Origin of the sequence: Ectopseudomonas khazarica (assembly GCF_017915135.1) — a bacterium.
In the GTDB taxonomy this organism is placed as follows: domain Bacteria; phylum Pseudomonadota; class Gammaproteobacteria; order Pseudomonadales; family Pseudomonadaceae; genus Aquipseudomonas; species Aquipseudomonas khazarica.
This window is the reverse complement of the sequence record NZ_CP068551.1, coordinates 2,938,559-2,964,848: the sequence shown is the minus strand read 5'-3', so window position 1 is coordinate 2,964,848 and position 26,290 is coordinate 2,938,559. Positions and strand designations below refer to the sequence as shown.

Sequence of the window (26,290 nt, the reverse complement as noted above, 5' to 3'; positions counted from 1 at the left end):
CACCTCGATGCGGGTGGGTGCCCTTGTGGTGGATCGATACAGCGTGATCCACCCTACGACTCGAGTTCCACCAGCACTGTGCCTTCGCTGACCATTTCCCCTTCGCAGCAATACAGCGCCTTGACCGTGCCAGCTTCGGGCGCGCGGATGCTGTGCTCCATCTTCATCGCCTCCAGCACCACCAGGGCGGTGCCGGCCTCGACCGTCTGGCCGGCCTCGACCAGCACACGGACGATGCTGCCGTTCATGGGCGCGCCCAGGCCGCCGTGCTGGGCATGGCTGGCCTCGGCCGCCGCGATGGGGTCGAAGCGGGTGATGGCATGCAACTCGCCATGCCATTGCAGGTAGAGGGTATCGCCACGGCGCATGCAGCGCAGGCGCTGGCGCGTGCCCTCGATATCCGCCTGCAGGGTGTCGTCACCGAAATGCGCCTGGTTGCCGGCGCGCACCTTGCGGTTTGTGCCCTGGCAGCTCAGGTGCAGGTCGACTTCTGCCGCCCCGGCGCTGCGCCAGCCACTGCGGTTGGCCCAGGGCGAGTGGCTGTCGTCGGTACGCTGCAGGGCCGCCTCTGTCTGCACCCAGGCGTCGGCGGCGAGCTGCCAGAAGCGCTCCGGCAGTTCGCCGGGGCTGGGCAGCAGCTGCTGCTGGTGGCGGGGGATGAAACCGGTATCCAGTTCGCAGGCGGCGAACGCCGGATGGGAGAGGATGCGGCGCAGGAATGCGAGGTTGGTCCTGACGCCGCCGACCAGGGTTTCGTCGAGCATGGTCAGCAGGCGCAGGCGTGCCTGTTCGCGGTCCTCGCCCCAGGCGATCAGCTTGCCCAGCATGGGGTCGTAGAAGGGCGAAACGCTGTCGCCCTCGGCCACGCCGCTGTCGAAGCGGCGACCGTCGCCGGCCGCACCTTCGCGGTAGAGCGCCAGGGTGCCGGTGGCCGGCAGGAAGTCATGATCCGGGTCTTCGGCATACAAGCGCACCTCGATGGCGTGGCCGTTCAGCGGCACCTGTTGCTGGCTGATCGGCAGTGGCTCGCCACGGGCGACACGAATCTGCCAGGCCACCAGGTCGAGGCCGGTGATGGCCTCGGTGACCGGGTGCTCGACCTGCAGGCGCGTGTTCATTTCCATGAAGAAGAAGTCGCCGCGCTCGTCGAGCAGGAACTCCACCGTACCTGCACCGACATAGCCGATGGCCTGCGCGGCCTTGACCGCTGCCTCGCCCATGGCACGCCGCAATTCGGTGCTCAGGCCGGGGGCGGGGGCTTCCTCGACCACCTTCTGATGGCGCCGCTGGATCGAGCAGTCGCGTTCGTTGAGGTACAGGCAGTTGCCATGTCGGTCGGCGAAAACCTGGATTTCCACATGGCGGGGTTTGAGCACGTACTTCTCCACCAGCATGCGCGAATCGCCGAAGGCCGACTGCGCCTCGCGCTGGGCGGATGCCAGGGTTTCGCCCAGTTGCGCCTCCGACTCGGCGACCTTCATGCCCTTGCCGCCGCCGCCGGCAGCCGCCTTGAGCAGCACCGGGTAGCCGATGCGTGCGGCGGCCTCGCGGAAGGTCTCGAGGTCCTGCTTGTCGCCATGGTAACCGGGCACCAGCGGCACGCCGGCCGCTTCCATCAGCGACTTGGCGGCCGACTTGCTGCCCATCGCCTCGATGGCCGAGGCGGGCGGGCCGAGAAAGACCAGCCCGGCCTGCTCGATGGCCTGGGCAAAACCGGCGTTCTCCGAGAGGAAGCCATAGCCGGGGTGGATGGCCTGGGCACCGCTGGCCTTGGCGGCGGCGATGATCCGGTCGATCAGCAGGTAGCTGTCGGCGGGCTTGGCGCCGCCGAGATCGACCGCCATATCGGCTTCCCGGACATGCCGTGCCTCGGCGTCGATGGCGCTGTGCACGGCCACGGTGCGGATGCCCATGGCCTTGGCCGTGCGCATCACCCGGCAGGCGATCTCGCCCCGGTTGGCGACCAGCAGGGTATCGATATGGGTGGGCTTCATGCTTGCGGCTCCTGCCAGGCGGGCGTGCGTTTTTCCAGGAAGGCTCGGAGTCCTTCCTGGCCCTCGGGGCTGATGCGGATCCGGGCGATGGCATTCTCGGTGTAGCGACGCAGGGCCGGGGTCAGCTCACCGCTGGCCACTTCGCGCAGCAGGTCCTTGCTGGCGCGCATGGCCTGCGGGCTGTTCAGCAGCAGGTTGGCGACCCAGGCGTCGACCTGCGCCTCCAGTTCATCAGCGGGGTAGCACTCGGCGAGCAGGCCCAGTTCGCGGGCGCGCTTGCCGTCGAAGCGCTCGGCAGTCAGGGCATAGCGCCTGGCCGCGCGTTCGCCGATGGCCTGCACCACGAACGGGCTGATCACCGCCGGGGCCAGGCCGATGCGCACTTCGGAGAGGGAGAACAGCGCGTCCTCGCTACCGATGGCCAGGTCGCAGCAACTGGTCAGGCCCACCGCGCCGCCGAACGCCGCCCCCTGCACCACGGCGAGGGTGGGAATCTTCAGTGCGGCGAGGTTGTACATCAGCTCCGCCAGCTCGCGCGCGTCATTCAGGTTGGCGTTGTAGTCGAGCCCGGCCGCTTGCTGCATCCAGGCCAGGTCGGCGCCGGCCGAGAAGTGCTTGCCGCGGCCACGCAGGAGGAGGAAGCGCAGGCTCTTGTCTTCGCCCACGGCATCGAGGGCGAGGATCAGCTCGCGAATCATCTCGGCGTTGAAGGCGTTGTTCTTTTCCGCCCGGTTCAGCCACAGGGTGGCGAAGCCGCGTGTATCGGTTTCAAGCTGTACGGTGGTGAAGTCGGTCATATCTCGTCGCTCTCAGATCTGCGGTGTAGGAGCCGGCTTGCCGGCGATGCTGCTGATCGCCCGCAAGCGGGCTCCTACCGGCTGCTTTACATGCGGAACACGCCGAAACGGGTCGGCTCGATCGGCGCATTGAGGCTGGCGGACAGCGCCAGGGCCAGCACGTCGCGGGTCTGTGCCGGGTCGATCACGCCGTCATCCCACAGCCGGGCACTGGAGTAGAAGGCGTGCGCCTGGTGCTCGTACTGCTCGACGATGGGCTGCTTCAGGCGCTGTTCCTCGTCATCGCCGAAAGGCTGCCCGGCGCGTTGCGCCTGTTCGCGCTTGACCTGCACCAGCACGCCAGCGGCCTGTTGCGCGCCCATCACGCCGATGCGTGCGTTGGGCCACATCCACAGGAAGCGTGGGTCGTAGGCGCGGCCGCACATGCCGTAGTTGCCGGCGCCGAAGCTGCCACCGATGATCACGGTGAACTTCGGCACCTGGGCACAAGCCACGGCGGTGACCAGCTTGGCGCCATGCTTGGCGATGCCGCCTTCCTCGTACTTCTTGCCCACCATGAAGCCGGTGATGTTCTGCAGGAACAGCAGCGGGATGCCGCGCTGGCAGGCCAGCTCGACGAAGTGCGCGCCTTTCTGCGCCGATTCGGCGAAGAGAATGCCGTTGTTCGCCAGGATCGCCACCGGGTAGCCGTTGATGCGGGCGAAACCGCACACCAGCGTGGTGCCGAACAGCGCCTTGAACTCATCCAGCTGCGAGTCGTCGACGATACGGGCGATGACTTCGCGCACGTCGAACGGCTGCTTGGCATCGGCCGGAATCACCCCGTACAGCTCCTCGGCCGCATGGCGAGGGGCGATGGGCGCGCGGCTGTCCAGCTGGCCGAGCTTGCGCCAGTTCAGGTTGGCGATGCTGCGCCGGGCCAGGGCCAGGGCATGTTCGTCGTCCTCGGCATAGTGGTCGGCCACGCCGCTGGTCTTGCAGTGCACGTCGGCGCCGCCCAGTTCTTCGGCGCTGACCACCTCACCGGTGGCGGCCTTCACCAGTGGCGGGCCGGCGAGGAAGATGGTGGCCTGCTCGCGGACCATGATGGTCTCGTCGCTCATTGCCGGCACATAGGCGCCGCCAGCGGTGCAGGAGCCCATCACGACCGCGATTTGAGGAATCCCCATTGCGCTCATGTTGGCCTGGTTGAAGAAGATGCGGCCGAAGTGCTCGCGATCCGGGAACACCTCGTCCTGGCGCGGCAGGTTGGCGCCGCCGGAGTCCACCAGGTAGATGCACGGCAGGCGGTTCTCGCGGGCGATGGCCTGGGCGCGCAGGTGCTTCTTCACCGTCAGCGGGTAGTAGGAGCCGCCTTTCACCGTAGCGTCGTTGGCCACGATCATGCATTCCACGCCCTCTACACGGCCGATGCCGGCGATCACCCCGGCTGCCGGCACGTCCTCGCCGTAGACGTCATGGGCGGCGAGCTGGCCGATCTCGAGGAAGGGCGAGCCGGCATCGAGCAGGCGGTTGATGCGTTCGCGCGGTAGCAGCTTGCCGCGCGCGGTATGGCGCTCCTGCGCCTTGGTTCCGCCGCCCTGCTGAACGCGGGCGAGCAGGGCGCGCAGGTCGTCCACCTGGGCGAGCATGGCGGCCTGGTTGGCGGCGAACTCCGGCGAGCGGGTGTTGATCTGGGTGTGCAGGATGGCCATTGGCGCACTCCGAATTGCAGGCTTTAGCTCCCCTCTCCCGTTCACGGGAGAGGGGCTGGGGGAGAGGGTGGTGCTAGCACCTCCGGCCCTCTCCCTAACCCTCTCCCACAAGTGGGAGAGGGGACTGTCCGCGCTGTTTGAGGGTTATTTGGTTTCGTTGAACAGCTCGCGGCCGATCAGCATGCGGCGGATTTCGCTGGTGCCGGCGCCGATCTCGTAGAGCTTGGCGTCACGCAGCAGGCGGCCGGCCGGGTACTCGTTGGTGTAGCCGTTGCCGCCGAGCAGCTGGATGGTGTCCAGCGCCATCCTGGTGGCCATCTCGGCGGTGTAGAGGATCACCGCGGCGGCGTCCTTGCGCGATTCCTCGCCACGGTCACAGGCACGGGCGACGTTGTACAGGTAGGACTTGGAGGCGTTCATGCCGGCGTACATGTCGGCCAGCTTGCCCTGCACCAGCTGGAATTCGCCGATCGACTGTTTGAACTGCTGGCGCTCGTGCACGTAGGGCAGCACCACGTCCATGCAGGCGCTCATGATCCCGGTCGGCCCGCCGGACAGCACGGTACGTTCGTAGTCCAGGCCGCTCATCAGCACGCGCACGCCACCGCCCTCGGCGCCGAGCACGTTCTCCTCCGGCACTTCGCAGTCCTCGAACAGCAGCTCGCAGGTGTTGGAACCGCGCATGCCCAGCTTGTCCAGTTTCTGGTGACGGGAGAAGCCCTTGAAGTCGCGCTCGACGATGAACGCGGTCATGCCGCGCGAGCCGGCGTTGACGTCGGTCTTGGCGTAGATCACGTAAGTGTGGGCATCCGGACCGTTGGTGATCCACATCTTGTTGCCGTTGAGCACGTAGCGGTCGCCGCGCTTCTCGGCGCGCAGCTTCATCGACACCACGTCGGAGCCGGCATTGGGCTCGCTCATGGCCAGGGCGCCGACATGTTCGCCGGAGCACAGGCCGGGCAGGTACTTGAGCTTCTGCTCGTGGCTGCCATTTTTGTGGATCTGGTTGACGCACAGGTTGGAGTGCGCGCCGTAGGACAGGCCGACGGAGGCCGATGCACGGCTGATCTCTTCCATTGCCACGACGTGGGCCAGGTAACCCATGTTGGTGCCGCCGTACTGCTCGTCGACGGTCATGCCGAGCAGGCCCATGTCGCCGAACTTGCGCCACATGTCCATGGGGAACTCGTTGTCGCGGTCGATCTGTGCGGCGCGCGGGGCCAGCTCCACCTGGGCGAAGTGGTGCACGGCATCGCGCAGCATGTCGATGGTCTCGCCGAGGCCGAAATTCAGGGTTGGGTAGCTCATGGTTCCACCTGTGTCTTGTATTTGTTGAAAGGGGATCAGCTGTTCGTCTCGGCGAGTGCCGCCAGACAGCGTTCCTCCGCGGTATCCAGTTCGAGCTGCATCTGCTGGATGTCGAGCAACTGCTGCTCGAGCTGGGCGCGGCGGGCGGCGATCTTGTTCATGAAGGTTTCCAGCTGCTTGCGGTTGCCGCCGCTGGGGTCGTAGAGGTCGATCAGTTCCTTGCACTCGGCCAGCGAGAAACCGATGCGTTTGCCGCGCAGGATCAGCTTCAGGGCGACCAGGTCCTTGGGCGAGTAGATGCGTTCCTGGCCACGCCGCTCGGGACTGAGCATGCCTTGCTCTTCATAGAAGCGGATGGCGCGGGTGGTGACGTCCAGCTCGCGGGCCAGATCGGAGATCGAAAAAGTCGTGGGCATGGGGTTGTCTCGTTTACCTTTACGTTAACGTAAGCTTGTGCGAATCTTCCTGTCAACACCCCCGAGGGGCCCGACTGTGGCATCACTTGTGCTTGCCAGGGCAGGCACCCTTTACGGGCTCGAGTCCTGGGTGTAGACCTTTACCGGTGCACGAGGCTGCCGAGTTGGAGCGAGATATGGCGCAGAGCTTCCAGACAGACCCACTCAAGGATTCACGACAGGCTCGCCTGCGCCTGGTCGCCGATGGCCAGCTTCCGCCAGGCGTACTGCGCGAAGAGATCGACGCGTCGTGGCGGCGCAGCCTGGGCCATGGGCTCGACTGCCTGGAGGGCGAGCGCAGCGATTTCTTCCACGACCTGCGCTTGCTGCTCGACGACAATCGCATGCTCATCGATGCCGCGACTCCGGAGATGGAGTACCTGGTGACGCAGCAGGGGCGCGCTGGCCTGGTGATACTGGGTGATGCCCAGGCCAATGTCCTGGCCATCGAAGGCCCTGACGACTACCTCAAGCAACCGGGGCTGCGTGACCTGCGTCCCGGCAGTTGCTGGAGCGAAACCCTGTGTGGCACCAACGCCATCGGCACGGCCGTCGTCGAGGGCCGGCCGACGCTGATCAACTGTGGCGAGCATTACCTCGATCGCCTGAGCCCTTTCTCCTGCACCTCGGTGCCGTTGCGTGACCCCCAGGGACGGATCGTCGGTGTTCTGGACGTGACCCGCGAAGGCATCATGGCGCAACCCCAGGACAGCCTGACCATGCTGATGCTGGCGGCCGGCAACATCGAAAGCCGGCTGTTCGGCCTGTGCTATCCGGACCATCTGGTACTGGCCTTCCACAGCCGCCCGCAATACCTCGGCAGCGCCTGGCATGGCCTGCTGGCACTGAGCCTGGATGGCGAGGTCCTCGCTGCCAACGAGCGGGCGTGCGAGTTGCTCCAGCTGTCGCGTGAGACACTCACCGGGCGTCGCGCCAGCGAGCTGATCGGCGAGCGCTCGCCGCAGTTCATCGCGCGCCTGCTCCAGGGTGGCATCAGCAGCGTGCAGACCGCCAAGGGCGAGTTCTTCTTCCGCACATTGCAGGTTCCCCGACCTGCCAGCCCGGGTACGGGAGTACCGCCGCGTACCCGCCCGGGTGCCGTTGCCCGACCGCTGGAAGACCTGGCCGGGCAGGACACCCGTTACGCACGAGCCTTGCGCATGGCGCGCCAGGGCCTGGCCAGCGACTTGCCCGTGCTGTTGCTGGGCGAGACCGGTACCGGCAAGGAGGTGGTGGCCCGTGCCCTGCACCAGTCGGGGCGGCGGGCGGACAAACCCTTCGTCGCGGTGAACTGCGCCGCGATCCCCGAGGGACTGATCGAATCCGAACTGTTCGGTTACCGCGAGGGCGCCTTCACCGGCTCGCGCCGTGGCGGCATGGTCGGGCGCCTGATGCAGGCCCAGGGCGGCACGCTGTTTCTCGATGAGATCGGTGACATGCCGCTGGCCTTGCAGGCGCGTCTGCTGCGCGTCCTGCAGGAGCGCAAGGTGGCGCCGCTGGGCGCCGCTGAAGAACAGGACATCGACGTGGCGCTGATCTGCGCGACCCACCATGACCTCAAGCGCCTGGTGCTGGAAAAGCACTTCCGTGAAGACCTCTACTACCGTATCAACGGCGTCAGCCTGCGCCTGCCGGCCCTGCGCGAGCGAAGCGACCTGGAGCAGATGGTGGCGAGCGTGCTGCACAGGCATGGAGCCGCACATGTGACCCTGGACAGGCCGCTGGCCGAGCTGCTCGGCAGCTACGACTGGCCGGGCAACATCCGCCAGCTGGAAATGGTCCTGCGCGCGGCGCTGGCGATGCGCGAGGAGGGCGAAACGGTGATCGGCCTGGATCACCTCACGGACAGCCTGCTCGATGAACTGACCGGCAGCTGCCGGCAGAGTGGCAGCATCCGCGAGAACGAGATGGAGCTGATCCGCACCAGCCTGGAGCGCCACCAGGGCAATGTCTCCGCCGCGGCCGATGCCCTGGGCATCAGCCGGGCGACCCTGTATCGCAAGCTCAAGCAGATGGGCAAATGATGGCTCGCCCCCTTGCTGCGGGTGCTGTAGCGGGGCGGCCATGCCCAGATTGCTGACCCGGCTGGTCGATACCCACGACCCCGAACTGTTGCGCCGATCGCTGGCCTGGCTGTTCGGCTTCGTCAGGCCGCATCGGCGTGCCATCGCGGCCTTGCTCGGGCTGTCGCTGTGCGCCTCGCTGCTGGTGCTGGCGCAGCCGTGGCTGACCAAGAGCCTGATCGACGACGGCTTGCTGGCCAGGGACTTCCCGCGCCTGCTGCAGGTGGCGCTGGCCATGGTAGCGGTCGGCATCCTCGGTACCCTGTTGTCCGGTATCAATCGTTACCTGCATACAGGTTTGTCCGGGCGCATCCTGTTCGCTCTGCGCGATGACCTGTATCGCCACCTGCAGCAGCTGTCGCCGGCCTTCTACGGGCGCAAGCGGCTGGGCGACATCCTTTCGCGGCTCGATGGCGACGTGGCGGAAATCCAGCGTTTTGCCGTGGACTCGCTGTTCTCCGCCGTCTCCAGCGTCATCGGCCTGCTCGGCGCGGTGGCGTTGATGCTGGTCCTGTCCTGGCAGCTGTCGTTGCTGCTGGCGCTGCTGATCCCCCTCGAGGTTCTCTGGTTGCGCTGGATGCGGCGCAAGGTCGAGCGCGAGGTGCGCAGCCTGCGCGAGCGCTCGGCGGATGTCTCGTCGTTCCTAGTCGAGACCCTGCCGGCGATGAAGTTCATCCAGGCCAGCGCTGCCGAGCAGCGTGAGTCTGCGCGCCTGGAGGGGCTGGGCCAGGGCTACATGCGCCAGTTGCTCAAGGTGCAGGTGACGGAGTTCTTCACCCACGCGCTGCCCGGCACCCTGACCTCGTTGTCACGCGCCTGCGCCTTTCTGATCGGTGGCTACTGGGTCATCCAGGGCACCTGGCAGGTGGGCGCGCTGATTGCGTTCTCCACCTACCTGGGGATGGCCGTCGGGCCGGTGCAGAGCCTGCTGGGCCTGTATGTGGCCTTGCAGCGCATGACCGTCAGCCTCGGCCGGGTCATGGAACTGCAGCAGGAACCGGTCAGCGTGCGCCAGCCCGCTGCGCCGTCACCCCTTGCCGAGGGGGGCGGGGAACTGCGCCTGGAGGACGTGCACTTCAGCCATGAGCAGCGCAGCGGTGCAGTGTTGAGGGGCGTCGACCTGGTGATCCCGGCGGGGCTCAAGGTGGCGATCAGCGGCGCGTCCGGGGTGGGCAAGTCGACCCTGATCGATCTGCTGCAGCGTTTCTATGATCCTGACCAGGGCCGGGTGCTGCTCGATGGCGTCGACCTGCGCGAGCTGGACCTGTTCGCCCTGCGCCGCAGTATCGCGGTGGTCAGCCAGGATATCGTGCTGTTTCGCGGCACTTTGGCAGAAAACCTTTCCTACAGCGCACCGAGCGCCAGCCGCGAGGCGCTGCAACGGGTTGCCCGGCTGGCGCGCCTGGACGAGCTGATCGCCAGCCTGCCACAGGGCCTGGACAGTCCGCTGGGCGAGCGTGGCCAGCAGCTCTCCGGCGGCCAGCGGCAGCGCATCGCCATTGCCCGCGCGCTGCTGCAGGAGCCGCGCATCCTGGTGCTCGACGAGGCCACCTCGGCGGTGGACGAGACCACCGAGCGCGAGGTGATCGCCGCCATCGACCAGCTCTTCGCCGGGCGCACGCGCATCCTGATCAGCCACCGGCCATCGACGCTGCGCGAGGCCGACCTCAGCCTGTGTCTGCAGCAGGGCCGGTTGCAGCGCCTGGAACCGGCATGAGCATGGACAGCACGCTGCGCATCGGCTTCGTCGACAGTGGATTCGCCCCGCATCAGGCCACCCGCGTCAGCCATGCCCGGCGCTTCTGGCTGCAGCACGAGGTACTGGAGCAGGGCGAGCCCCTGCCCGATGCCCTGGGGCATGGCACTGCGGTGTTCGATGCGCTGTCCTCACCGGCAGAGCGGGCTTGCATCTATAGCGCTCAGGTGTTCGCCGGGCATTGGCAGACCAGTCCGCTGCAGATTGCGGCGGCTTTGTACTGGCTGCTGGAGCAGGACGTGCGCCTGATCAACCTGAGCCTGGGCCTGCGCAGTGATCGCCCGGTGCTGCGCGAGACCTGTGCCGAACTGCAGGCCGCCGGCGTGATCCTCTGCGCCGCCAGCCCGGCGCAGGGCGAGCCGGTCTACCCGGCCAGCTATCCCGGGGTCATCCGTATCAGTGGCGACGCCCGTTGTCAGGCCGGACAGTGGTCCTGGCTGAACAGCGCCCAGGCCGATTTCGGCGCCCAGGTTCGCGGTCCTTCGGGACTGGCCGGGGCCAGCCTGGCCTGCGCGGCGCTCAGCGGGCAGATCGCCGGCTACCTGGCGCAGCATCGCAGCGCCGATCGGCAGGCGGTGTACGACTGGCTGCGCCATGAGGCGGCGCATCTCGGCCCGGAGCGGCGCCGGTGAACGCGCCACGGATCGCGGTGCTCGGCGCAGGGCCCGCCGGCTGCGCGGTGGCGCTGGGCTTGCAGCGTCTGGGCTACCGGGTCTGGGTGATCAGCGAGTGGCGTCGTTTCGCTGCGGTGGAAGGGGTGTCCGCACGGGTGCTGGAGGGGTTGCGTCAGGTCGGCCTGCACCAGGCGCTGGCCAGTGCGGCGCCGCCGACGCCGCGTCGGGTACGCTGGAGCGGTGTGGACCAGCTGCTCAACGACGAGCGCCTGTTAGATCGCCCGCTGTTCGACGCGGCCCTGCGCCGCGACCTGGCGGACGCCGGTGTCGAGCTGCTGCAGGGGCGGATACGCCAGCTCGGGCAACAGGGCGAGCAGCAGCGGATCGTGCTGGAGGATGGCCGGTCGCTGCTGGCGGACTTTCTGGTGGAAGCCCGGGGACGTCAGGCACCGTTGGGCGAAGGGCGCCTGCGTGGGCCGGAGACCCTCAGTCTGCTCAGCAGCTGGCAGGCTGAGCCGGGCCGTGCAGGTTCGGCCGTCGAGAGCCTGGCAGATGGCTGGGCCTGGATGGCGGCGCTGGCCGATGGCCGTTGCTACTGGCAGATCACCCTGGACGCCGCTGCCGCCGAACTGCCCCCACGCGACGAGCTGCTAGCCTATTGCGCGGCGCGGCGCCAGGCATCGGCGCTGGTTCAGGCCTTGTTCGGCGATTCGGCCAACGCCGCTGCGCCGGTGCATGCGCGCAGCAGCACGGCGATTCTGCCCCGGCAGGTGGTGGGACCGGGCTGGATTCGCGTTGGCGATGCGGCGATGGCGGTCGATCCGTTATCGGGCAACGGTGTGTTCCAGTCGCTGTCCTCGGCGTTGCAGGCCCCGGCGGTGATCAACACCCTGCTGCAGCACCCCGAACGCACGCAACTGGCCTGCCGCTTTCACCAGCAGCGCATCGAGCATCTGTTCATGCGTTTCGCCCGGACCGGGCGTGACTTCTATACGGCGGAGCCGCGCTGGGCCGATGCTGCGTTCTGGCGCGCGCGGCGTGGCTGGCCGGACGCACAGCCACTGCATGTCGACGCCGATATCGCCCGGCTGCAGGTGGCGAGCATGCCGGTGCTCAACGATGGCCTGATCGATGAGGCCGAGGTGGTGCTGACGGCCGATCAGCCGCTGGGGATCTGGCACATCGACGGCGTGGCACTGGCGCCCATCGTGCGCAGCCTGCAGGCGGGGCGCCTGGAGGCTGCGCTGGCCGCTCTGGCACCCGCATCGCGGCGGACTGTCCAGGGCTGGCTGCTGCAGCAGGGCTACCGGCCCTGATCGGGCCGGACCATGTCACAGCTTGATCAGCACCGATTTCAGCTCGGTGTAGTGGTCGATGGCGGCTGCGCCCATTTCCCGGCCGACGCCGGAGAGCTTGTAGCCGCCGAACGGCAGGGCCGGATCGAGCGCGCTGTGGCAGTTGACCCAGACCGAGCCGGACTTGATGCGCGGAATCATCCGGTGCACCGAGGCCAGGTCGTTGGACCAGATGCTGGCGCCGAGGCCGTAGGGGTTGTCGTTGGCCAGGCGCACGACCTCGTCGACGTCCTCGAACGGCATGGCGACCAGCACCGGGCCGAAGATCTCCTCCTGCACCAGGCGATGCTGCTGGTCGACGTCGACGATCACCGTCGGCTTGACGAAGTAGCCTGGGCCGAAGCCCTCGCCACCACAGGCGATGGTGGCACCCAGTTCGCGGCCGAGGTCGATGTAGCCGGTGACGCGCTCCTGCTGCCTGGCGGAGATCAGCGGGCCCATCTGCACGTTGGGGTCGAGGCCGTTGCCCAGTTTCATGCCGTTGGCGATGCCGGCGATGTCGGCAACCACATTGTCGAAGTGCTTGCGGTGCACGTACAGGCGCGAGCCGGCGCAGCAGACCTGGCCCTGGTTGAAGAAGATCGCGCTGGCAGCGCCGGCCGCGGCTTCGGCGAGGTTGGCGTCGGGCATGACGATGGTCGGTGACTTGCCGCCCAGTTCCAGGGTCACGCGGGTCATGTTGTCCATGGCGGCCTTGCCGATCTGCTTGCCCACTTCGGTCGAACCGGTGAAGGTCAGCTTGTCCACACCCGGATGGCGGGTGAGGGCGACGCCGGCATTGAGGCCGGTGCCGGTGACCACGTTGAACACCCCGGCCGGGTAGCCGGCCTCGAGCACCAACTCGGCCAGCTTGAGAGCGGTCAGCGGCGTTTCATCGGCAGGCTTGAGCACCAGGGTGCAGCCGGTGGCCAGCGCCGGGCCGAGCTTCCAGCAGGCCAGCAGCAAGGGGAAGTTCCAGGCGACGATGGCGCCCACCACGCCGACGGCTTCGCGGCGGATGAAGCCATGGAAGTCCTCGCCCGGCATCAGCGGCAGCGAGGGCTCGACCGTGCTGCCTTCGATCTTGGTGGCCCAGCCGGCCATGTAGCGGAGGAAGTCGATGGCCAGTTGCACGTCCATGACCTGAGCCACGGCGGCGCTCTTGCCGTTGTTCAGACACTCCAGCTCGGCCAGCTGCTGCGCATCGCGCTCCATCAGCTCGGCCAGGCGCCACAGCAGGTTCTGGCGGTCGCGCGGGCGCATGCGGCTCCAGGCCGAGTCATCGAAAGCCTGGCGGGCGGCGCGGACGGCGCGGTCGACGTCGTCGGCACTGGCCGAGGGCACCTGACCGATGATCTCGCCGGTGGCCGGGTTGCGAAAGTCCAGGGTGGCCCCGCTGATGGCGTCGCACCATTCGGCGCCGATCAGCATCTGCAGCTTGCGGTTGAGGAAGGCGTGGGTCTGGGGCAGGACGGGCAGGTCGGCAAACATTGGGGGTACCTCTGCTTATTGGAGTCGCGGTGACCTTTCGCAACCCTCGTGCCAATGCTCGATCCGCGAGGTAAGAGATTGATATGGAAAGAAAAGGTTCGGAGATTCGTGCTCTGTCGCAGCAGCCCGCTGTTGCAGATTGAGACGGCCTGAGACGGGCCTGGGACGGCCTCGGCGTCCCGCATCGGAGAAGCCTGGGTGCGTTCGTCTCAAGCTGGAACAGCCTGTCGCGAATTTAGACGCCGCAGGCTCGATCCCGTCGGCCAGAAAACCCTCGTTTTACCGCTAAGTCCTTGCTGCGAATGCATTTGTCCCTGTGTGGCACGCAATGTGTATTTGCTCTGGCCAGGCGCACCTGCTCGGGGTGCGGATCATAAGAACAACACCGTGGAGGTCTGACCTTGAAGACGACTCGACTCCGGCAGCGTGCGGGCATCCTGGCTCTGGCCATGACCTCGCTGATGCTCGCCCAGGCCCAGGCAGCGCAGGAGGGGCAAGCCCTCCTCGAGTCCAAATGCGTGGGCTGCCATATTCCCGAAGGCGGCGACGCCATCAGTCGTATCAGCCACCAGCGCAAGACCCCCGAGGGCTGGCTGATGAGCATCGCGCGCATGCAGCTGATGCATGGCCTGAACATCGCCGATGACGAGCGCCGCACCCTGGTCAAGTACCTGGCCGACAAGCAGGGCCTGGCCCCGGATGAAACCGAGGGGGTGCGCTACGCCATGGAGCGTCGCCTGAACACGGTCGAGACGTTCGACGAGCAGTTGAGCCAGACCTGTGGGCGTTGCCACTCCGGGGCCCGCGTCGCCCTGCAGCGCCGGCCGGCCAAGGAGTGGGAGCATCTCGTCCACTTCCATCTGGGGCAGTGGCCGTCGCTCGAGTACCAGGCGCAGGCCCGTGACCGTGACTGGCTCGATCTCGCCCTCGCGGAGATGGTGCCGGAGCTGGCCAAGCGCTACCCGCTGGACAGCCAGGCCTGGTCCGAATGGCAGAAGGCCAAACCCGAGGCCAAGGTGCTGCTGGGCCAATGGGCGTTCAGTGGGCACATGCTGGCCAAGGGTGATGTGCGTGGCGTAATGACGGTGAGCGCCGACACGGGTGACACCTTCAAGGTCGAGGTCAACGGCCAGTACGCCGATGGCACGCCCTTCGTCGGTGGCGGTTCGGCCATTCTCTACAACGGCTACGAATGGCGCGGCAACGTGAAGATCGGTGACACCCGCATGCGCCAGGTCTTCGCGGCCCTGAACGGCGAGATGAAAGGGCGCATGTTCGATGCCGAGCATGACGAGCGTGGTCTGGACTTCAGTGCCGCCCAGCAAGGCCAGGCCAGGTTGCTGGCCGTGCAGCCGGCTTATGTCAGGGCCGGTAGCGAAGTCGAGCTGACCCTGGTGGGCAGCGGCTTGCAGGGCCGCGCGCAGCTCGGTGCGGGCCTCGAGGTGGTGAAGGTGCTCGAGGCCACCCCGACGCAGGTGCGGTTGCGGGTCAAGGCCGCAGCCACGGCTGCGCCGGGCCGTCGCAGCGTCGTACTGGGCGATCTCGGGGGCGTCGACCTGGCGGTGTACAAGGACATCGCCGAAGTGAAAGTGGTGCCCGCGTTCTCCATCGCCCGTGTGGGCGAGAACGGTGGTTCGACGCCCAAGGTGCAGGGCCGCTTCGAGGCCGAGGCCTGGGGCAGGGATGACGAAGGTCAGCCCTACCGGATCGGCTACCTGCCGGCCAAGTGGTCGGTACAGCCCTTCGATGAGCGCGCCAGGGAAGACGAGGACGTGAAGTTCGCCGGGCAGATGCAGAAGGACGGCGTGTTCGTCCCTGGCGCTGCTGGTCCCAACCCGCAGCGCAAGATGATGACCAACAACGCCGGCAACCTGAAGGTGATCGCCGAGCTGGAGGAGGGTGGCCAGAAGGGTGAAGGCCAGCTGATCGTCACCGTACAGCGTTGGAACAACCCGCCGCTGCCCTGAGGGGCAACGGCCCGGGCGGGGCCACGCCCTGCCCGGATTCGCAACGACGATTGGGAAAACTTCCGGGAGGTCGCCATGGGCGCAATATTGAATCTGGTCGAGCGCAACCTGCACGAAGTGCGAGTGGATGCCGACCGCATGCTGTTCCACATTCCGAGCAGTTCGCTGTTCGCCGCCGATGACGTGACGGGCGGCATCATCGACGCGCTGCGTCAGCAGAGCTGCTCGTCCGAAGACCTGGTGCGGCGTCTGGCCGACCGTTTCGCCGGGCAGGCCATCGATGAAACGCTGCGCGAGCTGATCGCGCTGGAAGTGGTCAGCGACGGCTCGCCACTGACGCCGGAAATCGGCATCGCCAGGGTCGAACGCACGGCGCTGAACACCGTGGTGCTGAACGTCAACACCGGCTGCAACCTGAGCTGCACCTACTGCTACAAGGAAGACCTGGACAAGCCCTCGGCCGGCAAGAAGATGCAGGTGCAGACCGCCGAGGCCTCGGTGGAGATGCTGCTCAAGGAGTCGCCGGACGAGCAACGTTACAGCGTGGTGTTCTTCGGCGGCGAGCCGCTCTCCAACCGGGCACTGATCGAGCACATGGTGGACTACTGCGAGCGGCGTTTCGCCGAGGCGGGCAAGCAGGTGGAGTTCATCATGACCACCAATGCCACATTGCTCACCGAAGAGATCATCGACTACCTCAATGCCCATCGCTTCGGGTTGTCGATCAGCATCGACGGGCCGAAGACGGTGCACGATCGCAACCGCATCACCGTGGGCGGGCAGGGCACCTACGACGTGGTGCGGCGCAAGGTCGACCTGCTGCTGTCGCGCTATCGCAGCCGTCCTGTGGGGGCGCGGGTGACCCTGACGCGCGGTATCACCGATGTCGAGACCATCTGGAACCACCTGTTCAACGAACTGGGTTTCGCCGAAGTCGGCTTCGCGCCGGTCACCTCGGGAGACATGGCCGACTACAACCTGACCGCTGAGGAACTGGTCGAGGTCTTCGCCAACATGAAGGCCCTCGGCCGGCGCTACCTGGACGCGGCGCTGGAACACCGCAACATCGGCTTCTCCAACCTGCACCAGCTGATCACCGACATCCATGAAGGACACAAGAAGGCGCTGCCCTGCGGCGCCGGCCTGAAGATGCTGGCGGTGGACCACAAGGGCGAGCTGAACCTCTGCCACCGTTTCACCGGTTCCAGCATGCCGACCTTCGGCAATGTGCACAGCGGCGTGAAGCAGGTCGAGCTCAACGACTTCCTGTCCCAGCGCCTGGATCGCTCGGGCACCGGCTGCGACAGCTGCCGCATTCGCAACCTGTGCTCCGGCGGCTGTTATCACGAGAGCTACGCCCGCTACGGCGACCCGACTCACCCGACCTATCACTACTGCGAGCTGATGCGCGACTGGGTGGACTTCGGCATCGAGGTCTACAGCCGCATCATGGCCGTCAATCCGGCCTTCATCAGCAGCTACATCTCTCCGCGGAAGGCGCACTGACATGAAACATCTGAAGCCGCTCAACAACAAAGCACAACTGCTCGAACAAGCTGCAGCCGAAGATCGTATCGAAGAGGTCGTGGCCATGAGCGCCGTGGCCGGCTGCACCGCCACCACCGATCCGGGCTGGGAGGTGGACGCCTTCGGCGGTGTGAGCTCCCTCTGTCAGCCGATGGAGGCCGACCTCTACGGATGCTCCGACCCTTGCTGGTGGCCGGCCCAGGTGCCCGACATGATGAGCACCTATCAGGACTGGAACGCCACTGCCCAGGATTCGTCGCAGGACTGGCGCAACCTCAACACCGTATTCCCGAAAGACAAATGACCGGCGCGCAGAACAAGAGGGGACAGCGTATGAAACTCCAAACCATCGCCAGCCTGGCGACCGTCGTCGCCGGGCTCGCCCTGGGCAGTCATGCCAATGCTGCGGCGCAGGCCGGCCCGGCGCTGAAGGTCGGTCAGGAATACCTGATCGCCACCAACTATCCGAACAACCTGCATGTGGTCGATCTGGCCAGCGACACCCTGTACAAGACGTGCCAGCTACCCGATGCGTTCGGCCCCGGTACCGCGATGATGGCGCCGGACAACAGGACGGCGTACTTGCTCAACAACCACTACGGTGACCTCTACGGCATCGATCTGGACGATTGTCGCACGGTGTTCCACGCCCGGCTGTCGCGCAGCCCGGGGGAAAAGGTGCGCTCGATGTTCTCCTTCGCCCTCAGCCCGGATGGCAAGGAGCTGTACACCACGGTCAACCCGACGCAGATGATGAGCGATCACTATGTGGTCAAGCCGCCGCGTCTGGAGGTGTTCGATACCGCCGCCGGGCTCGATGCCCAGCCGCTGCGCAGCTTCCCGATGCCGCGCCAGGTGTACCTGATGCGCGCCGCCGATGACGGTTCGCTGTTCGTCGCCGGGCCGGACATCTACAAGATGGACGTGCACACCGGCCAGTACGAGGTGGCGGTGCCCCTGCGCAACTGGCAGCGGCCGCTCTACAGTGCACCGGACGTGCTGTACTTCTGGCCACACCAGACCGCGATGCACGATTTTTCGATGCTCTACACGGCGGCCCGCTTCCAGGATGATACGCAGGACCTGGCGAGCGCCGACTACCGCTACGGCTACCTGAGCATCGACCTGAAGACCGGCAAGGCGGTCGTGGAGGATTTCGCCTCGCTGACCGAGCTGTACTTCACCGGCCTGCGCTCGCCCAAGGATGCCAACCAGATGTTCGGCGTACTCAACCGCCTGGCCAAGTACGACATCAAGGAACAGAAGCTGATCAAGGCTGCCAACCTGGAGCACACCTACTACTGCATCGCCTTCAACACCGAGGGTAGCAAGCTGTACCTGGCCGGCACCTTCAACGACATCGCGGTGTTCGACCCGGATACGCTGGAGAAGATCAAGAACATCAAGCTGCCAGGTGGCGACATGGCGATCACCACCACTCAGGTATTTACTCGATAAGGTTGCTCGCAGTGGCGAAGGTCGCATACCCAGGCGACCTTCCGCTGTGATAATCGACAGGTTTCGCGGCCCGTGCCCCAATGGCTGGCCGCCTGTTCAGCGACGATCCCATTACAAAGACAAGAAGGGAAAGCCATGAATCACCCGAGTTACACCCGTGGGCGGCAGGACAAGGACTTGCTCGCCATGACCATCGGCGCGGCGTTCGACGCCACGGTCGCCCGGTTCCCCGAGCGTGAGGCGCTGGTCGTGCGCCATCAGGGCCTGCGTTACAGCTGGCGAGAGCTGGCCGAGGTGGTCGAACGCCATGCCCGCGCCCTGCTCGCCCTCGGCATCGAGAGCGGCGACCGCCTGGGAATCTGGGCACCGAACTGCGCCGAGTGGTGCATCACCCAGTTCGCCAGCGCCAAGATCGGCGCCATCCTGGTCAACATCAATCCCGCCTATCGCAGCAGCGAGCTGGAGTACGCGCTGAAGCAGTCCGGCTGTCGCTGGGTGATCTGCGCCGATGCCTTCAAGACCTCCGACTACCATGCGATGTTGCTCGGCCTGGTGCCGGAGCTGGCGGACGCCGAGCCGGGCCGGCTGCAGTGCGAGCGCCTGCCGGAATTGCGTGGCGTGGTCAGCCTCGCGGCCAATCCGCCGGCTGCATTCCTGTCCTGGGCCAGCCTGCAGGCAAGCGCCGCGTCGGTCCCTGTCGAGGCGCTGGTCGAGCGCCAGGCCAGCCTGCAGTTCGATGACCCGATCAACATCCAGTACACCTCCGGCACCACCGGCTTCCCCAAGGGGGCCACGCTGAGTCACTACAACATCCTCAACAACGGCTACATGGTGGGCGAGAGCCTCGGCCTCACCGAGCACGACCGCCTGGTGATCCCGGTGCCGCTGTACCACTGCTTCGGCATGGTGATGGGCAACCTGGGCTGCGTGACCCATGGCTCGACCATGATCTACCCGAGCGATGCCTTCGATCCGCTGACCACCCTGCAGACCGTGGCCGAGGAAAAGGCCACTGCCCTGTATGGCGTGCCGACCATGTTCATCGCCGAACTGGACCATCCGCGACGCGGCGAATTCGACCTGTCCAGCCTGCGCACCGGCATCATGGCCGGCGCGACCTGTCCGATCGAGGTGATGCGCCGGGTCATCAGGGAAATGCACATGAGCGAGGTGCAGATCGCCTACGGCATGACCGAGACCAGCCCGGTATCGCTGCAGACGGGCCCCGAGGACGAGCTGGAGTTGCGCGTGACCACCGTCGGCCGCACCCAGCCCCAGCTGGAGAGCAAGATCGTCGACGGCGACGGCAGGATAGTGCCGCGCGGCACCATCGGCGAGCTGTGCACGCGCGGCTACAGCGTGATGCTCGGTTACTGGAACAACCCGCAGGCCACGGCCGATGCCATCGACCCCGGGCGCTGGATGCACACCGGTGACCTGGCGTCGATGGACGACAATGGCTACGTCTGCATCGTCGGGCGCAGCAAGGACATGATCATCCGCGGCGGCGAGAACATCTATCCGCGCGAGCTCGAGGAGTTCTTCTTCACCCACCCGGCAGTGGCCGACGTGCAGGTGATCGGCATCCCCTGCGAGCGCTACGGCGAGGAGATCGTCGCCTGGGTCATGCTGCACCCCGGCCATGAACTCGACGAGGAACAGCTGCGTGCCTGGGCCCGGGAGCGCATCGCGCACTTCAAGGTCCCGCGTCACTTCCACTTCGTGGACGGCTTCCCGATGACGGTCACCGGCAAGATCCAGAAATTCCGCATGCGCGAGATCAGCATCGAGCGCCTGGCCCAGGTACAGAGCGGCTGAGTGACGGTGGCGATTGCCAGCGCGGTGTTGCCCTGCGACAGTGGCGGCTCGTCAGGCGTTGCAGGGAAAGACATGACGGCCATCGTCGCCGAGAAAGGCACCATCTCCGTCCAGCTGGTGGCCGAGGCACTGCTCGAGTGGCGCCGCCGCGGCCTGCCGGAGGCGCCGTTGCTGGCGCAAGCCGGCATCACACCGGGGCAGCTGCTGCGACCTTATGCGCGGGTCTCGGCATCGGCCTACGCCCAGCTGTGGCGGGCCATCGCCCTGGCCATGGACGACGAGTTCTTCGGCATGAATGCGCGGCGCATGAAGTCTGGCAGCTTCGCCTTCATGGCCCGCACGGCGCTGCGCGAGGCCGACCTGGGCAGTGCACTGGAGAGCATGCTGGGCTTTCTCGGCCTGATCTTCGATGACCTGCGGCCGCGCCTGGAGCGTCAGGGCAGCCTGGCGCAGATCGTCCTCGACGAGTCTGGCGAAGTGCCGGGGCGGGCATTCTCCAGCTTCACCCTGTGGCTGATGTTGCACGGCCTGGCCTGCTGGCTGGTGGGGCGGCGCATCGCCATTCTCAGCGTCGAACTGCGCTGCGCCATGCCGGATTACTGCGGTGATTACCGGGTGATGTTCAGCGACAATCTGCGCTTCGGGCGCGCCAGCAATCGCCTGCTGTTCAACGCCGACTGCCTGGAATTGCCGCTGCGTCGCAGTGAGCGCGAGCTGCGCCGCTTTCTCGCCGGTGCGCCGGGCAACATCCTGGTGCGCTATCGCGACCCGCAGAGCCTCGGCGCGCGCATCAAGGCCTACCTGCGCAGCCTCAACGCCGGGCGCTGGCCCGATCTCGACGCCCTGTCCGGGCACTTCTACATGGCCCCTTCGACCCTGCGCCGCAAGCTGGCCCAGGAAGGCCAGTCCTATCAGGGGCTCAAGGACCAGGTGCGTCGTGACCTGGCCATCGCGCGCCTGGACGAGGGCGCCAGCCACTTCGCCGAGCTGGCCTACGAGCTGGGGTTCGCCGACACCAGCGCCTTCTACAAGGCCTTCAAGAAGTGGACCGGCACCACCCCGGGACAGTACCGCGCCCTGGAGGGCGTGGACTGAGCGGCGCTGTCAAAAACGCTCGCTTCGATCGACCTGTTTCGACATTGCCGCCTTGCGGCCCCTGGCGCGACCATCGTGGCACTCCAACAACAAGAACACCGGAGGCTACCCGATGCGCGACTACTTCACCGCTGCCCGCGAGTTCGATTACGCCAGTGCCGCTTCCAGCACCCTGGCCGGCGACCTCGACGCCCTGAATGCCTGTGTCGAATGCTGCGACCGCCACGCCCAGCCAGGGCGCGTCGCGCTGCTCTGGGAGGGGCGCAACGGCGAGCGTGCCGAGTGGACCTTCGCCGCCCTCAAGGACGCCGCGTCGCGTTTTGCCAACCTGCTCCAGGCCCGTGGCGTGGGCCCCGGCGATTGTGTCTCGGGCATGCTGCCGCGCACGCCGGAACTGCTGATCACCATCCTCGGAACCTGGCGCGCGGGCGCGGTGTACCAGCCGCTGTTCACCGCCTTCGGGCCCAAGGCCATCGAACACCGCGTGCGCAGCGCCGGCAGCAAGCTGGTCGTCACCGATCTGGTCAATCGCGCCAAGTTCGACGAGGTAGCGGACGCGCCGCCGGTGCTGACGGTGGGTGACGATTTCCAGGCCGAACTGCAGCGCCAGCCGGAACACTTCGAAGCGGTCATGCGCAAGGGGTCCGATCCCTTCCTGCTGATGTTCACCTCCGGCACCACCGGCCTGGCGAAACCGCTGGCGGTGCCGCTGAAGGCCATCGTCGCCTTCGTCAGCTACATGCGCGAGGCGGTCGACCTGCGCGCCGAGGACCGATTCTGGAACCTGGCCGATCCAGGCTGGGCCTACGGTCTCTACTACGCGGTGACCGGGCCGTTGGCGATGGGCCATGCCACGCTCTTCTACGAAGGCGGTTTCAGCGTCGAAAGCACCTGCCGGATCATCCGCGACTACGGCATCAGCAACCTGGCCGGCTCGCCCACCGCCTACCGCCTGCTGCTGGCGGGCAAGGGCGAGGTGGAAGCCGCGATCAAGGGGCAGTTGCGCGCCGTCAGCAGCGCTGGCGAGCCGCTGACCCCGGAGGTGATCCGCTGGTTCGCCGAAGGGCTCGGCTGCGTCATCCATGACCACTACGGGCAGACCGAGCTGGGCATGGTGCTGTGCAACCACCACGCGCTGCAGCACCCGGTGCGCCTGGGCGCCGCCGGGTTCGCGATGCCTGGCCACCGTGTCGTGGTGCTGGACGAGCAGCAGCGCGAACTGGCGGTCGGCCAGCCTGGCATCCTCGCCCTGGACATGCCGCGTTCGCCACTGTTCTGGTTCTCCGGTTATCAGGGCCTGGAAACCCGCGCCTTCGTCGGCGACTACTATCTGAGTGGTGACACCGTCGAGCTCAATGCGGATGGCAGCATCAGTTTCGTCGGCCGCGCCGATGACGTGATCACCACCTCCGGCTACCGCGTCGGTCCCTTCGATGTGGAGAGCGCGCTGATCGAACACCCGGCGGTGATAGAGGCCGCCGTGGTCGGCAAGCCCGACCCGGAGCGCACCGAGCTGGTCAAGGCCTTCGTCGTGCTGCATGCCGGCCATGCCGCCGACGCCGAATTGGCCGAGGGGTTGCAGCAGTATGTGCGCCAGCGCCTGTCCGCCCATGCCTATCCGCGCGAGATCGAGTTCGTCGCGGAGCTACCCAAGACCCCGAGCGGCAAGATCCAGCGCTTCCTGTTGCGCAACCAGGAAATCGCCAAGGCCCAGGAGGCCGCCGCTCACTGATTCGAAGGAGTAAAGAACGTGCGTATCGAGAATTCCGTTTTCCTGGTGACCGGTGGCAGCTCCGGTCTGGGCCTGGCCACCGCCCGCGAACTGCTGGGGCAGGGCGGCAAGGTGGTGCTGGTGGACATCAACGCCGAGGCTGGCGCCGCGCGTGCCGAGGAACTGGGCAGCAACGCCCGCTTCGTGAAAGCGGACATCACCCGCGAGGAGGATGCCCGCGCTGCGGTGAATGCCGCTGCGGAAGCCTTCGGTGGCCTGCAGGGCCTGGTCAACTGCGCCGGGGTCGCGCCGGCCGAGAAGGTCATCGGCCGCAATGGCGTGCATGGCCTGGAGAGCTTCGCCCGCACGGTCAGCGTCAACCTGGTCGGCAGCTTCAACATGCTGCGCCTGGCCGTCGAGTGCATGGCCCAGGGCCAGGCCAATGCCGATGGCGAGCGTGGCGTGATCATCAACACGGCCTCGGTCGCGGCCTTCGATGGGCAGATCGGCCAGGCTGCGTATGCGGCCTCGAAGGGCGGCGTGGTCGGCATGACCCTGCCGATTGCCCGCGAACTGGCTCGCCACGGCATCCGCGTGATGTGCATCGCGCCCGGCATCTTCGAGACCCCGATGATGGCCGGCATGCCCCAGGAGGTCCGCGATGCCCTCGGCGCCGCCGTGCCGTTCCCGCCGCGCCTTGGCCGGCCGGCAGAGTACGCGGCACTGGTGCGCCATATCGTCGAGAACGCCATGCTCAACGGCGAGGTGATTCGCCTTGACGGTGCGATACGCATGGCCGCGAAGTGAGGAGACCGTCATGAACAAGGATTCCATCGTCATCGTCAGTGCCGCCCGTACCGCCATGGGTGGCTTCCTGGGGGACTTCAGGGAGATGAGCGCGGCCCAGCTCGGCGCCGCTGCCAACCTCGCGGCTCTGGAGCGGGCCGGCATCGCCGGCGACGCCGTCGACGAGGTGATCATGGGCTGCGTACTGCAGGCCGGCCAGGGCCAGGCGCCGGCGCGTCAGGCCGCACTGGGGGCCGGGCTGCCACAGTCGGTGGTCTGCTCGACGCTGAACAAGATGTGTGGCTCGGGGATGAAGGCCGTGATGCTGGGCCACGACCTGCTGCGGGCTGGCAGCGCCGACGTGGTACTGGCCGGTGGCATGGAGAGCATGTCCAACGCGCCCTACCTGCTGGAGCGCGCGCGTGGCGGCTATCGCATGGGCCACGGCAAGGTGCTCGACCACATGTTCCTCGATGGCCTGGAGGATGCCTACGACAAGGGACGTCTGATGGGCACCTTCGCCGAAGACTGCGCCCAGGCCTACGGCTTCACCCGTGAGCAGCAGGATGCCTTCGCCATCGCCTCGCTGACCCGTGCGCAGAAGGCCATGCGCGAGGGCCGTTTCGCCGCCGAGATCGTCCCGGTACAGGCCCGCTGCGGTCACGAGTGGATGACTGTCAGCGAGGACGAGCAGCCGCCCAAGGCGCGCATGGACAAGATTCCCGGCCTCAAGCCGGCCTTCCGCGAGGGCGGCACGGTGACGGCGGCCAACGCCAGCTCCATCTCCGATGGCGCCGCGGCGCTGCTGCTGATGCGCCTGGAGGAGGCGGAGAAGCGTGGCCTGCAACCGCTGGCGCGGATCGCCGGGCATGCCTCCTTCGCCCATGCGCCGAACCTGTTCACCACCGCGCCCGTCGGCTCTATCCAGCGTCTGCTGGCGCGCACGGGCTGGAGCCTGGGCGAGGTGGACCTGTTCGAGGTCAACGAAGCCTTCGCCGTGGTGCCCATGGTGGCGATGCGCGACCTCGACATCCCCCACGACAAACTCAACGTCCACGGTGGCGCCTGCGCCCTGGGTCACCCCATCGGCGCTTCCGGCGCGCGCGTGCTGGTGACGCTGCTCAATGCGCTGGGGCAATACGGCCTCAAGCGCGGCGTGGCCTCCCTGTGCATCGGCGGCGGCGAGGCCACGGCGGTGGCGGTCGAGCGCCTGTAAGGAGAACGAGATGATTCCGAACGAAGATGAAATCCTCATCCGCGACATGGCTCGCCAGTTCTCCCAGGAACGCCTGAAGCCCTTTGCCGCCGACTGGGACCGCGAGCATCGCTTCCCTGCGGAGGCCATCGCCGAGATGGGGCAGCTCGGCTTCATGGGCATGCTGGTGCCGCAGCAATGGGGTGGCGCCGAGACCGGCCACCTGGCCTACGCCATGGCGCTGGAGGAGGTGGCCGCCGGTGACGGCGCCTGCTCGACCATCATGAGCGTGCACAACTCGGTGGGCTGCATGCCGATTCTCAAGTACGGCAGCGAGGAGCAGAAGCAGCGCTTTCTCCGCCCGCTGGCCGAAGGCAGCATGCTCGGCGCCTTCGCCCTGACCGAGCCTCAGGCCGGGTCCGATGCCAGCGACCTGCGCACCCGCGCGCGGCGCGATGGCGATCATTACCTGCTCAGCGGCGCCAAGCAGTTCATCACCTCCGGCAACCAGGCCAGCATGGTCATCGTCTTCGCCGTCACCGATGCCCAGGCGGGCAAGCGGGGCATCAGCGCCTTCATCGTGCCGACCGACACCCCGGGGTTCTCGGTGGTGCGGGTGGAGGACAAGCTTGGCCAGCATGCCTCCGACACCTGCCAGATCCAGCTCGACGAAGTGCGCATTCCGGCGAGCCTGCGCCTGGGCGAGGAGGGCGAGGGCTACCGTATCGCCCTGGCCAACCTGGAAGGTGGGCGCATCGGTATCGCCGCGCAGTCGGTGGGCATGGCCCGTGCCGCATTCGAGGCGGCGCGGGACTACGCTCACGAGCGGGTGACCTTCGGCAAGCCGATCATCGAGCACCAGGCGGTGGCCTTCCGCCTCGCCGACATGGCCACGCAGATCGCCGTGGCGCGGCAGATGGTGCATCACGCCGCCAGCCTGCGCGAGGCGGGTCAGCCATGCCTGACCGAGGCGTCGATGGCCAAGCTGTTCGCCTCGGAAATGGCCGAGAAGGTCTGCTCGGCGGCGATCCAGACGCTGGGCGGCTATGGCTACCTGAAGGACTTCCCGGTCGAACGCATCTACCGCGACGTGCGTGTCTGCCAGATCTACGAAGGCACCAGCGACGTGCAGCGAATGGTGATCGCGCGCAGTCTCTGACTGATGGTTTGTTCATTGTAGGAGCCGGCTTGCCGGCGATCATTACTTAAAAAGCATCGCCGGCAAGC

Annotated in this window: 20 protein-coding genes; 14 read left to right on the top strand and 6 right to left on the bottom strand. The window is 66.9% G+C overall.

The features are described 5' to 3' along the window. Positions 1-53 precede the first annotated feature (53 nt). The 5 genes from JLK41_RS14120 to JLK41_RS14100 form a co-directional block, all read right to left on the bottom strand. Positions 54-1,994 carry an acetyl/propionyl/methylcrotonyl-CoA carboxylase subunit alpha gene (locus JLK41_RS14120; RefSeq protein WP_134676709.1) on the bottom strand — a complete coding sequence of 647 codons (1,941 nt, stop codon included), beginning with the start codon at positions 1,992-1,994 and terminating at the stop codon, positions 54-56. Next, the gene (locus JLK41_RS14115; RefSeq protein WP_037047837.1) at positions 1,991-2,791 is read right to left on the bottom strand and encodes a gamma-carboxygeranoyl-CoA hydratase; all 801 of its coding nucleotides are present in this window, start codon (positions 2,789-2,791) and stop codon (positions 1,991-1,993) included. Before JLK41_RS14115 ends, JLK41_RS14120 begins: the two co-directional genes overlap by 4 nt. Before the next feature lie 86 nt (positions 2,792-2,877). Further along, entirely contained in the window at positions 2,878-4,485 is a 1,608-nt protein-coding gene (locus JLK41_RS14110; RefSeq protein ID WP_037047834.1) for a carboxyl transferase domain-containing protein, read from the bottom strand. 144 nt (positions 4,486-4,629) lie between these two features. Next, entirely contained in the window at positions 4,630-5,793 is a 1,164-nt protein-coding gene (locus JLK41_RS14105) for an isovaleryl-CoA dehydrogenase (protein ID WP_037047830.1), read from the bottom strand. A gap of 35 nt (positions 5,794-5,828) precedes the next feature. Continuing rightward, a complete protein-coding gene (locus JLK41_RS14100; RefSeq protein ID WP_037047828.1) occupies positions 5,829-6,209 on the bottom strand; it encodes a MerR family transcriptional regulator in 381 nt (126 codons plus the stop codon). Positions 6,210-6,385: 176 nt separating this feature from the next. On the opposite strand from JLK41_RS14100, the gene JLK41_RS14095 reads away from it, so the two are divergent. The 4 genes from JLK41_RS14095 to qhpG are packed head-to-tail and all read left to right on the top strand — an operon-like array spanning position 6,386 to position 11,997. Then, positions 6,386-8,272, top strand: a complete 1,887-nt coding sequence (locus JLK41_RS14095) for a sigma-54-dependent Fis family transcriptional regulator (RefSeq protein WP_134676706.1) — start codon at positions 6,386-6,388, stop codon at positions 8,270-8,272. A gap of 40 nt (positions 8,273-8,312) precedes the next feature. Next, entirely contained in the window at positions 8,313-10,028 is a 1,716-nt protein-coding gene (locus JLK41_RS14090) for an ABC transporter ATP-binding protein (RefSeq protein WP_210389180.1), read from the top strand. A 2-nt stretch (positions 10,029-10,030) separates the two neighbouring features. Next, on the top strand, positions 10,031-10,699 hold the full coding sequence (qhpE, locus tag JLK41_RS14085) for a subtilisin-like serine protease QhpE (RefSeq protein WP_210391236.1): 669 nt from the start codon (positions 10,031-10,033) through the stop codon (positions 10,697-10,699). Further along, positions 10,696-11,997, top strand: a complete 1,302-nt coding sequence (qhpG, locus tag JLK41_RS14080; RefSeq protein ID WP_210389179.1) for a flavin-dependent monooxygenase QhpG — start codon at positions 10,696-10,698, stop codon at positions 11,995-11,997. The genes qhpE and qhpG overlap by 4 nt, the downstream gene beginning before the upstream one ends. 15 nt (positions 11,998-12,012) lie before the next feature. Here qhpG and JLK41_RS14075 read toward each other — a convergent pair whose 3' ends face one another. Next, positions 12,013-13,506 (bottom strand): aldehyde dehydrogenase family protein, encoded by a 1,494-nt coding sequence (locus JLK41_RS14075; protein ID WP_210389178.1) that lies wholly within the window; start codon positions 13,504-13,506, stop codon positions 12,013-12,015. A 401-nt stretch (positions 13,507-13,907) separates the two neighbouring features. Here JLK41_RS14075 and peaA point away from each other — a divergent pair, with 401 nt between their 5' ends. From peaA to JLK41_RS14025, 10 genes are all read left to right on the top strand, one after another. Next, positions 13,908-15,473 carry a quinohemoprotein amine dehydrogenase subunit alpha gene (gene peaA, locus JLK41_RS14070; RefSeq protein WP_210389177.1) on the top strand — a complete coding sequence of 522 codons (1,566 nt, stop codon included), beginning with the start codon at positions 13,908-13,910 and terminating at the stop codon, positions 15,471-15,473. 75 nt (positions 15,474-15,548) lie between these two features. Further along, entirely contained in the window at positions 15,549-16,979 is a 1,431-nt protein-coding gene (gene peaB, locus JLK41_RS14065) for a quinohemoprotein amine dehydrogenase maturation protein (RefSeq protein WP_210389176.1), read from the top strand. Position 16,980: 1 nt separating this feature from the next. Continuing rightward, positions 16,981-17,304, top strand: a complete 324-nt coding sequence (gene qhpC, locus JLK41_RS14060; protein WP_037047810.1) for a quinohemoprotein amine dehydrogenase subunit gamma — start codon at positions 16,981-16,983, stop codon at positions 17,302-17,304. A gap of 29 nt (positions 17,305-17,333) precedes the next feature. Beyond that, complete coding sequence (gene peaD / locus JLK41_RS14055; RefSeq protein WP_037047807.1) at positions 17,334-18,458, top strand: quinohemoprotein amine dehydrogenase subunit beta; 1,125 nt, start codon at positions 17,334-17,336, stop codon at positions 18,456-18,458. Positions 18,459-18,593: 135 nt separating this feature from the next. After that, positions 18,594-20,276 (top strand): AMP-binding protein, encoded by a 1,683-nt coding sequence (locus JLK41_RS14050; RefSeq protein ID WP_210389175.1) that lies wholly within the window; start codon positions 18,594-18,596, stop codon positions 20,274-20,276. A 72-nt stretch (positions 20,277-20,348) separates the two neighbouring features. After that, positions 20,349-21,371: an AraC family transcriptional regulator gene (locus JLK41_RS14045; RefSeq protein ID WP_210391235.1), complete on the top strand. Its 1,023-nt coding sequence runs from the start codon at positions 20,349-20,351 to the stop codon at positions 21,369-21,371. Positions 21,372-21,483: 112 nt separating this feature from the next. Then, entirely contained in the window at positions 21,484-23,103 is a 1,620-nt protein-coding gene (locus JLK41_RS14040; RefSeq protein ID WP_210389174.1) for an acyl-CoA synthetase, read from the top strand. Between the two features lie 18 nt (positions 23,104-23,121). After that, positions 23,122-23,889 (top strand): 3-hydroxyacyl-CoA dehydrogenase, encoded by a 768-nt coding sequence (locus JLK41_RS14035; protein ID WP_210389173.1) that lies wholly within the window; start codon positions 23,122-23,124, stop codon positions 23,887-23,889. A 10-nt stretch (positions 23,890-23,899) separates the two neighbouring features. Next, a complete protein-coding gene (locus JLK41_RS14030; RefSeq protein ID WP_210389172.1) occupies positions 23,900-25,084 on the top strand; it encodes an acetyl-CoA C-acyltransferase in 1,185 nt (394 codons plus the stop codon). 10 nt (positions 25,085-25,094) lie between these two features. Next, entirely contained in the window at positions 25,095-26,222 is a 1,128-nt protein-coding gene (locus JLK41_RS14025; protein WP_210389171.1) for an acyl-CoA dehydrogenase family protein, read from the top strand. Positions 26,223-26,290: the final 68 nt, after the last annotated feature.

What these genes read in the sequence shown, in the direction of transcription:
- peaB (WP_210389176.1), top strand. Translation starts at nt 15,549, where the DNA reads ATGGGCGCAATATTGAATCTGGTCGAGCGCAACCTGCACGAAGTGCGA.
- JLK41_RS14090 (WP_210389180.1), top strand. Translation starts at nt 8,313, where the DNA reads ATGCCCAGATTGCTGACCCGGCTGGTCGATACCCACGACCCCGAACTG.
- JLK41_RS14110 (WP_037047834.1), bottom strand. Translation starts at nt 4,485, where the DNA reads ATGGCCATCCTGCACACCCAGATCAACACCCGCTCGCCGGAGTTCGCC.
- JLK41_RS14030 (WP_210389172.1), top strand. Translation starts at nt 23,900, where the DNA reads ATGAACAAGGATTCCATCGTCATCGTCAGTGCCGCCCGTACCGCCATG.
- JLK41_RS14120 (WP_134676709.1), bottom strand. Translation starts at nt 1,994, where the DNA reads ATGAAGCCCACCCATATCGATACCCTGCTGGTCGCCAACCGGGGCGAG.
- peaD (WP_037047807.1), top strand. Translation starts at nt 17,334, where the DNA reads ATGAAACTCCAAACCATCGCCAGCCTGGCGACCGTCGTCGCCGGGCTC.
- JLK41_RS14025 (WP_210389171.1), top strand. Translation starts at nt 25,095, where the DNA reads ATGATTCCGAACGAAGATGAAATCCTCATCCGCGACATGGCTCGCCAG.
- JLK41_RS14045 (WP_210391235.1), top strand. Translation starts at nt 20,349, where the DNA reads ATGACGGCCATCGTCGCCGAGAAAGGCACCATCTCCGTCCAGCTGGTG.
- JLK41_RS14050 (WP_210389175.1), top strand. Translation starts at nt 18,594, where the DNA reads ATGAATCACCCGAGTTACACCCGTGGGCGGCAGGACAAGGACTTGCTC.
- JLK41_RS14100 (WP_037047828.1), bottom strand. Translation starts at nt 6,209, where the DNA reads ATGCCCACGACTTTTTCGATCTCCGATCTGGCCCGCGAGCTGGACGTC.
- JLK41_RS14115 (WP_037047837.1), bottom strand. Translation starts at nt 2,791, where the DNA reads ATGACCGACTTCACCACCGTACAGCTTGAAACCGATACACGCGGCTTC.
- qhpE (WP_210391236.1), top strand. Translation starts at nt 10,031, where the DNA reads ATGGACAGCACGCTGCGCATCGGCTTCGTCGACAGTGGATTCGCCCCG.
- JLK41_RS14075 (WP_210389178.1), bottom strand. Translation starts at nt 13,506, where the DNA reads ATGTTTGCCGACCTGCCCGTCCTGCCCCAGACCCACGCCTTCCTCAAC.
- qhpC (WP_037047810.1), top strand. Translation starts at nt 16,981, where the DNA reads ATGAAACATCTGAAGCCGCTCAACAACAAAGCACAACTGCTCGAACAA.
- JLK41_RS14105 (WP_037047830.1), bottom strand. Translation starts at nt 5,793, where the DNA reads ATGAGCTACCCAACCCTGAATTTCGGCCTCGGCGAGACCATCGACATG.
- JLK41_RS14095 (WP_134676706.1), top strand. Translation starts at nt 6,386, where the DNA reads ATGGCGCAGAGCTTCCAGACAGACCCACTCAAGGATTCACGACAGGCT.
- JLK41_RS14040 (WP_210389174.1), top strand. Translation starts at nt 21,484, where the DNA reads ATGCGCGACTACTTCACCGCTGCCCGCGAGTTCGATTACGCCAGTGCC.